Genomic DNA, 8471 nt, shown 5'->3' with positions numbered 1-8471 from the left:
ACCCGCGACCCTAACCTTGGCAAGGTTATGCTCTACCAACTGAGCTACTTCCGCATTGTTGCATTGTTTTCGTTTGCGAGTGCAAAGGTAGATGAAATTTTTGTTTCTGCAAATATTTGGAATAAAAAAATGCAGGGTAACGCATTTTTTTAGTTTCTCACAACCCATTCCTGTCTGTCGGACGATACTGGAGTCATGTAATATTTTCTTAATGGAAATTGCGATACGCCCTTTGTCGGTGCTCCGGTCCCATAGCCGATATCATATTCAGTTCCGCATTCCGGGCAAATCGCTTTTCCTGCATTGTCGGCTTCTATGATGATATTCTTTTTGGCTTCGTGGGGACAGCACAGATCAAATGCATAGTAGGCCGCATTTCCGTAATTGTCGATTCCGCATACAACCAAAACACCGGAAAAGCCCGTCTTTTCTCCGGCAGTACGGGCTTTAGTGATGGATTTGTGATTGTATATGCCTACTAGATCTTTGTCGCCGAAGCGCAGGTCTAGTTCCAAATATACCGGTGCATAGGGTATATCCGATTCTTCGATTTTGGAACACGAACAAACTAATGATATAAGTAAGCAAAATAAAAACCGTTTCATCGTTTATTAGGATAACAGCTGTTGCTCAGCTTCGTTTACTCTATTAAACGCGAAACCGTCCATGATATTTTGCATCAAGGCGGAAATCTGGTCATTGCATAAATTTCCGATACTTCCTTCGTGCGTATGGTGAACTTTCTTGACAGGGACGAATTTACCAGCTTCGATGTTCAATCCTACCTGCTTGTAAGCGTCACGGAAAGGCATACCTTCCAAAACGAGGCGGTTTACCTCTTCCACACTAAAGAGGAGTGCATATTTGTCATCGTCTAAGATCTGCTCGTTCACCTTTACTTCCCGCATCATGTGCGTAACCATGCGAAGGCAATCCTTCAACTCGTCGAAAGAGGGGAGGAATACTTCCTTTATGATCTGCAGGTCGCGGAAATAGCCTGATGGAAGGTTGTTGCTGATCAGTGTGATCTGCTGGGGCAATCCTTGCAGCTTGTTGCATTTGGCACGCGTCAGCTCGAACACGTCCGGATTCTTTTTATGCGGCATGATACTGGATCCTGTTGTGAACTGGTCCGGCAACTTGATGAAACCGAAGTTCTGGCTGTTGAACATACAAGCATCGAAAGCTAGTTTGGAAAGGGTTGCCGCAATGCCGGCCATGGCAAAAGCTACGGTACGTTCCATTTTGCCACGTCCCATCTGGGCGTAAACGACATTATAATCGAGCGAGTCGAAGCCGAGCAGATCTGTTGTCATCTGGCGTCTCAGTGGGAAAGAAGAGCCATATCCGGCCGCAGAGCCCAACGGGTTGCGGTTGCAAACTTTATAAGCAGCCTGCATCATCTGCAAATCATCGGTCAGGCTTTCGGCATAGGCGCCGAACCAAAGTCCGAATGATGACGGCATGGCAATCTGTAAATGTGTATATCCGGGAAGCAGCACGTCCTTATAACGGTTACTCTGCGAGATCAACACCTCGAACAGGTCGGATACCAACTCTACGATTTCCTGAATCTGTGCGCGGGTGAACAGCTTCAGATCCAGCAGTACTTGGTCGTTACGTGAACGTCCGCTGTGTATCTTTTTCCCTGTGTCACCCAGGCTGCGTGTCAGCATCAATTCCACCTGCGAGTGGACGTCTTCCACGCCCTCTTCAATTACAAACCGGCCACAGTCGGCAACGGCATAGATATTTTTCAGTTCGGCAAGCAAGATCGTCAGTTCCTCTTTGGTAAGCAGCCCGATGCTTTCCAGCATGGTGATGTGAGCCATCGAGCCGAGCACGTCGTACTTGGCGAGATAGAGATCCATCTCACGGTCTTTGCCTACCGTAAAGGTATCCACTTCCTGGTCTACCTGAACATTCTTTTCCCAAAGTTTCTGAGCCATCAAAAAAACATTTAATAAGGCAGGGATGCCAACATGGTCGATATTTTATCGATCGCATCCTGCAATGGTTTTGATACCATTGGTTTGATAAACGGATTCAGTTCGGCGCGGACGGTTATTTTCATCCGTGTGTCGTTCTCTTCTACCTGTTTTAGCTGAATCCAAAGGAACAGGGGAACAGGCGAGTTCGTGGTCGTGAATTTGATCGTCTTGTTCGGTTCACGTTCCACGATCTGGAAGGTTATCTTGCCTACCGGTGCGACGGAAAAACTGCAAGAGTCTTTATCAAACTCGAAATCTTGAATCTTATCTTGAGGTATGCGGTCCTGCACCTTTCCTAAGTTGGATAGGTCGGACAGCATATTAAAAATACGATCCTCGTTAAAGGGGATCGTTTTCACTTCGCTAACAAATTCAGTCATTTTCACTTACTTTGTTTCGGGATTCCAGTTTGCCGGATCTTTGCGCCATTCCTGAAGGACTGCGATTTCGGATTCGTCAATGTAATCTGTACGCAATGCTTCTTCCAGCACGGCATCATAGTTACTTAGAGTCGTCAATGTAACTTTTGCCTCTTTGAAAGCCTCTACTGCAACAGGGAAACCATACGTGAAAATGGCAACCATACCGGCAACGTCACAACCGAAATTACGGACAGCCTGTACGGCTTTCAAACTACTACCACCTGTAGAAACCAAATCTTCTACAATCACTACTTTTGAACCCGGTTTCAGTTCGCCTTCAATCAGGTTTTCCAATCCATGATCTTTAGGAGTTGAACGGATGTACACGAACGGCAGACCCAGTAGGTCGGCAACTAATGCACCCTGGGCGATTGCTCCGGTTGCAACACCAGCAATAGCATCGGCATTTTCATACTTTTCGCTGATTGTGCGAGCCAGCTCCAGTTTAATGAAACTTCTGATTTCCGGATAGGAAAGTGTCTTTCTGTTGTCGTTGTAGATTGGTGATTTCCAACCGGATGCCCATGTGAAAGGATTGGCCGGCTGCAATTTGACCGCCTTAATCTTTAATAATCTCTCTGCTACTAATCTTTCCAGTGTTTTCATACAACCTAATAAAAATGTTTATATCAGTCTGCAAAGGTAGACAAAGGGAATGAGATAACCTTGTAGTTCTTCAAAAAAATAAGCTATACATATTGTATAGCAGGTTTAAGGAGAGTTTATGCCACAGCTATGCCTAAAATACTGATCCGGATGCCGGATATGGCTTTCATGGCTTCTGCACAGGCGTTCATGGTGGAACCGGTCGTAATAACATCGTCCACCAGTAGAATGTGTTTGTTTTTCAACGTGTCGGTGTTCTCTACACGGAAGATGTCCTCTACATTTTCCGATCGTTCGAATATCTGCTTGCGGGTTTGACTTTCGGTCTTTTTTATGCGGGACAAGGATGAGGTGTCGACCGCGATTCCAGTGGCGGAACGGATGCCGTATGCGATCCATTCCGACTGGTTATAACCTCTTTGCCTCATTCTTTTCGGGTGGAGCGGGACCGGCAAAAGGAGATCGACGGTGTCGAACAGCCCTGTCTCCCGGTAGGTGGTAGCAGCCATGTGTCCCAGTTCGTATCCGAGTTTTTTGTTTCCATGATATTTTAAGGAATGGATCAGCTTTTGCCCGCTTCCCCCTTTCGTGAAGTGGAGCAGAGCGGTGGCGGCGACGAAAGATGTTTTTCCCTGTAAAAGCAGACAGACCGGATTCGTCTCCATATCCGTAAAATGCGTGTAGGGCAAATGATTCGAACAATGCAGGCAAATATGCTCTTCCCCTTCCATCAAAGACCTCTGGCAAAGCAGGCAGAGGCGGGGATAGAAAAGGTTGAGGAGGTCATTCAAAATCATCCTCGTAGTCATTCCCGTTGAACAGTTGTTTCAGGCAGCGGCTTGTTTCCCTTGTTTCGAAACCGCGTCCGGCGGCGAAGCGGAGCAGTTTGGCGTAAACTTCCCGATCGTCCTTACCACGGGTTACTTTCTTTTTGCTTTTCAGGAGAGAAAGAAGGATGGAGCGATATTCTTGTTCGTCGATACCTTCCAGTGCTTCCGAGCGGATACTGGACGGAATGCCTTTCCGCTGCATCTCGTAGTTGATCTTGACACGTCCCCATTTGTTGAAGCGTAATTTGTCGTTTACGAAATAGCGTGCAAAGCGGCTTTCGTCGATGAAACGTTCTTGTAGCAGGCGGGAAACGATCCGGCCGCTTTCTTCCCCGGCCAATCCCGCCGCTTTGATTTTCTTTTCGACATCCTGGATGCAGCGTTCGCTGGCAGAACAGTAGGCGGCTGCCCGGTGAAGCATTTCAGATTCACTGATTTGTTTCATTTGCGTGCTTTTATGATCCGGTCCCTGCCGGACAGGTCTTGGATCAATTCGATATTCTTGTAGCCTTCTTCCTCCAGCATCTCAACAACCATATTGCCGCATGCCGCATTGATTTCGAAGTAGAGACGGCCGTTTCTTCTCAGTTTTTTCTTTCCGAAATGGGCAATATGCCAATAATAGAGCAGCGGGTCGTTGTCCGGGACGAAAAGAGCCAGGTGTGGTTCGTAGTCCAGCACGTTCCGCTCCATGTCTTTTTTTTCTTCCTCCTTGATGTAGGGCGGATTGCTGACGATAACGTCCAGAATAAACGGAATGTCCATTTCCGCTTTCTCCGGGTCTAGGATATCTGTCTGGATGAAAGTGACCGTTGTGTTGTTGCGTTTGGCATTCCGGCGGGCGGTCGCGAGCGCTTCCGCCGAAATGTCCGTCGCAATCACGCTTGCTTTTTTCAGATGCTTCCGGAGTGTGACGGCTATGCAGCCGCTTCCCGTTCCGATATCCAATATCTTGATCTTTTGGTCTGCATTGTCGAGGATGACCTGCTCGACCAGTTCTTCTGTTTCCGGACGCGGTATCAGGACGGACGGGTCTACTTCGAACTGAAGGCTGTAGAAATCGGCCGTTCCTAATATGTATTGGATAGGCTCCATCTGCTTCAAACGTTCGACTATGTCATGAATTCGGCTTTTTTCGCTTTCTGGCAGTTCTTTGTCTTTACAAAATAAAAAATGATGCGGCTGAATATTACAAACCCGCTCCATAATTAAACGAACTAGGCTGCTGACCTCGGAGGATGGGTATAGATCCCTCAATGATTCCTTAATGTATGCGATGGTTTCAGTCATATTTTGTTTTTGGGCAAAAGTAAGCATAAGATAAATTGCAACCAAACAAAGAAAGAATTTTCCGATATCGAAACAAAGGTTTCCAAACAGTGAAACAAAAATTTTTCTACGGTGAAAATATATTTTCCCGCTGGTTTTTCATAATCTTTGTACCTTTGTCCCGAGAACATCGCAAGGTATGTTTTGGGTTGCCCGAAACGATTCGAGTAACTCTAAACGCCTTGTCCTTGCAGGGAGCAGGATTATCCTCCAAAGTCGGATAATTCCAAAATCAACGATACCTTGTGGTGAATATAGGGTTACACATAATAAACTCTCTCTCTTCTCTTATACTGTTTATTCAAATGCGCAAGGAAAAACTGATAAAAATTGCTACCTTTGCACTCATTATCGGACTGCTAATGACCTGAGAAAGCAATTAAAACAACATATGAAACTCCTTCGTTGTCTTATAGGCTTTGGTCAGCCTCGCAGGGATAGCGAAGGAGTTTTCGCTTTAATATAAACCATGGCTGTACAAAGTGAAGCCGCACTTGAAAATGCTCTGATTCATGCTCTTGAACAAATGAGCTATGAATACGTGAAGATTGAAGAAGAAAGCAATCTTCGCGATAATTTCAAATGCCAGCTCGAAAAACATAATCGCAAACAACTTGCGGAAATAGGGCGTGAACATTTCACCGAATCGGAGTTTGAAAAGATTTTGCTTCATTTGGAGGGCGGCTCACGCTTTGAAAAATCCAAGAAACTGCGCGACCTCTATCCACTCGAAACCGAAAATGGGGAACGTGTGTGGGTGGAATTTCTCAATAAGAAACAATGGTGTCAGAATGAGTTTCAGGTATCAAACCAAATCACCATTGAGGGCAGGAAGAAATGCCGCTATGATGTGACGATATTGGTAAATGGTTTGCCGTTGGTGCAAATCGAATTAAAAAAGCGAGGGGTGGAACTGCGCCAAGCCTACGACCAAGTGCAACGCTACCATAAGACATCGTTTCATGGCTTGTTCGACTATATACAGGTTTTCGTTATCTCCAACGGTGTAAACACCCGCTATTTCGCCAACAACCCCAATCAAGGCTACAAGTTTACTTTCAATTGGACGGACAAGGATAACAACCCCTTCAACGACCTCAGTCTGTTTGCAGCAATGTTCTTTGATAAATGTACCCTTGGTAAGATGATTAGCAAATACATCGTGCTTCATGAGGGTGACAAATGTCTGATGGTGTTGCGCCCCTATCAGTTCTATGCCGTGGAGGAGATTTTGGATAAGGTGCAGAACTCTACCGACAACGGCTTCATTTGGCACACTACGGGAGCTGGCAAGACTCTTACTTCTTTTAAGGCGGCACAACTCGTTTCGGAGTTGGATGGCGTGGATAAGGTGATGTTTGTGGTGGACCGTCACGACCTTGACACGCAGACGCAATCGGAATATGAAGCGTTCGAACCCGGTGCAGTGGATAGTACGGACAACACCGATGAACTGACGAAGAAACTTTCAAGCGATTCGAAAATCATTATCACTACCATTCAGAAACTCAATGCAGCCGTTACGAAGCAATGGTACAGCAAGCGTTTGGATGAAGTGAGGAAGTCGCGCATCATCATGATTTTCGATGAGTGTCATCGTAGCCATTTCGGTGAGAGCCACAAAAATATTGTCAACTTCTTTACCAATACGCAAATATTCGGCTTCACGGGGACACCTATATTCAAGGAGAACTCTAAGAACGATCGTACTACCGAAGAAATCTTCGACAAGTGTCTGCACAAGTATCTGATTAAAGATGCCATTGCTGATGAGAATGTACTTGGCTTTTTGGTGGAATACTACCACGGCAACGAGGAGGTATCACCGGGACAGGAAAGCCGTATGCACGAGATTGCCAAATTCATTCTCAACAATTTCAGCAAATCCACCTTTGACGGTGAGTTTGACGCGCTATTTGCCGTGCAGAATGTGCCGATGCTCATTCGTTACTATAAGATTTTCAAGGAACTGAATCCTAAAATCTCAATCGGTGCAATCTTCACCTATTCATCTAACCCTAACGAGGACGATGAACTGACGGGCATGAACAGCGGTTTTGTCAGCGAATCCGTGCCGGAGGCTGACGATATGCAGGAAATCATCAACGACTACAACCAAATGTTCGGTACGAATTTCTCCATCGAGAATTTCCGTGCTTACTACGATGATGTCAATCTGCGGTTGAAAAAGAAGAAAACCGACATGAAACCGCTCGACCTTTGTTTGGTCGTGGGTATGTTCCTCACGGGCTTCGATTCCAAGAAGCTGAACACGTTGTATGTGGATAAGAATTTGGAATACCACGGATTGTTGCAAGCGTTCTCACGTACCAACCGTGTATTCAACGAGCGCAAACGTTTTGGTAAGATTGTCTGTTTCCGCGACCTCAAGAGCAATGTGGACGAATCCATAAAACTGTTCAGCAACGGGGGTACGGGCACTATCATCCGCGAGGCTTTCGAGGTGGTGAAAAAGGAATATGCCGACATCGCCAAAGATTTCCTTGCCAAATATCCCGACACTGCGGCTGTCGATGCGTTGAAGACCGAACCCGAAAAGCGCGACTTCATTCTCGCTTTCCGTGAGTTGATAAAGAAACATGCGGAGATACAAATCTACGAGGACTATTCGGAGGATGACCCCGAATTGGGCATATCCGAACAACAGTACAACGACTTCCGAAGTAAGTACCTCGACATTCACGACACGTTCCTTGACAGCACTACCGTAGGCGGTACTTCCATTGAGGATAATTCCACCGAAGACGAAATAGGACTTGAAGACATCGACTTCTGTCTTGAACTGTTGCACAGCGACATTATCAATGTGGCTTATATCCTCGAGCTGATTGCAGAACTCAATCCGTTCAGTGAAAACTATGAGGAACAACGCCGCCATATCATCGACACAATGATTAAAGATGCCGAGCTGCGCAGCAAGTCGCAACTGATTGACGGCTTTATCCGCCAGAATGTAGATGAAGACAAGGAGGGCTTCGTGGAGCGCAAGAAGAAAGCGGATGGTTCTGTTGACCTCGAAGAACGGCTCAACCAATATATCCGTCAGGAAAAAGGCAAAGCCATTGACCGCCTTGCGGAAGATGAGCAGTTGCCTACCGAACTGCTGAACCGTTTCCTCTCGGAGTATGACTTCTCACAAAAAGTGCAACCCGAAATCATTCAAACAGCAGTCAAGGAGAAGCACCTCGGCTTGCTAAAGACGCGCAGAACCGTGAACCGTATTCTCGACCGTCTGCGCAATATTATCAGAACATTTTCTTGGGACTAAAAGA

General features: G+C 46.2%; 8 protein-coding genes. 1 reads left to right on the top strand and 7 read right to left on the bottom strand.

Annotated elements, in window-relative coordinates:
• Positions 1-149: 149 nt before the first annotated feature.
• The 7 genes from KTG12_RS04700 to prmC all read right to left on the bottom strand — a co-directional run bounded on the left by KTG12_RS04700 (position 150) and on the right by prmC (position 5139).
• Positions 150-515 carry a hypothetical protein gene (locus KTG12_RS04700; RefSeq protein ID WP_227226164.1) on the bottom strand — a complete coding sequence of 122 codons (366 nt, stop codon included), beginning with the start codon at positions 513-515 and terminating at the stop codon, positions 150-152.
• A gap of 96 nt (positions 516-611) precedes the next feature.
• Positions 612-1949, bottom strand: coding sequence for an argininosuccinate lyase (gene argH, locus KTG12_RS04695; RefSeq protein ID WP_005637352.1), 1338 nt, complete (start codon positions 1947-1949; stop codon positions 612-614).
• An 11-nt stretch (positions 1950-1960) separates the two neighbouring features.
• The gene (locus KTG12_RS04690) at positions 1961-2371 is read right to left on the bottom strand and encodes a polyketide cyclase (protein ID WP_005650490.1); all 411 of its coding nucleotides are present in this window, start codon (positions 2369-2371) and stop codon (positions 1961-1963) included.
• A gap of 6 nt (positions 2372-2377) precedes the next feature.
• A complete protein-coding gene (gene pyrE / locus KTG12_RS04685; protein WP_005637349.1) occupies positions 2378-3019 on the bottom strand; it encodes an orotate phosphoribosyltransferase in 642 nt (213 codons plus the stop codon).
• 116 nt (positions 3020-3135) lie between these two features.
• Positions 3136-3828 carry a ComF family protein gene (locus tag KTG12_RS04680; protein WP_022321409.1) on the bottom strand — a complete coding sequence of 231 codons (693 nt, stop codon included), beginning with the start codon at positions 3826-3828 and terminating at the stop codon, positions 3136-3138.
• Positions 3803-4294, bottom strand: a complete 492-nt coding sequence (locus KTG12_RS04675; protein ID WP_022321410.1) for a regulatory protein RecX — start codon at positions 4292-4294, stop codon at positions 3803-3805. Before KTG12_RS04675 ends, KTG12_RS04680 begins: the two co-directional genes overlap by 26 nt.
• Positions 4291-5139, bottom strand: a complete 849-nt coding sequence (gene prmC / locus KTG12_RS04670) for a peptide chain release factor N(5)-glutamine methyltransferase (RefSeq protein WP_022321411.1) — start codon at positions 5137-5139, stop codon at positions 4291-4293. The genes KTG12_RS04675 and prmC overlap by 4 nt, the downstream gene beginning before the upstream one ends.
• 508 nt (positions 5140-5647) lie before the next feature.
• On the opposite strand from prmC, the gene KTG12_RS04665 reads away from it, so the two are divergent.
• On the top strand, positions 5648-8467 hold the full coding sequence (locus KTG12_RS04665) for a type I restriction endonuclease subunit R (protein WP_138272520.1): 2820 nt from the start codon (positions 5648-5650) through the stop codon (positions 8465-8467).
• The last annotated feature ends 4 nt before the right edge of the window (positions 8468-8471 follow it).

The sequence above is a fragment of the Parabacteroides sp. MSK.9.14 genome (assembly GCF_019041495.1).
GTDB classification, from domain to species: Bacteria; Bacteroidota; Bacteroidia; order Bacteroidales; family Tannerellaceae; genus Parabacteroides; species Parabacteroides merdae.
This window is presented reverse-complemented; position numbering and strand designations above follow the sequence as displayed.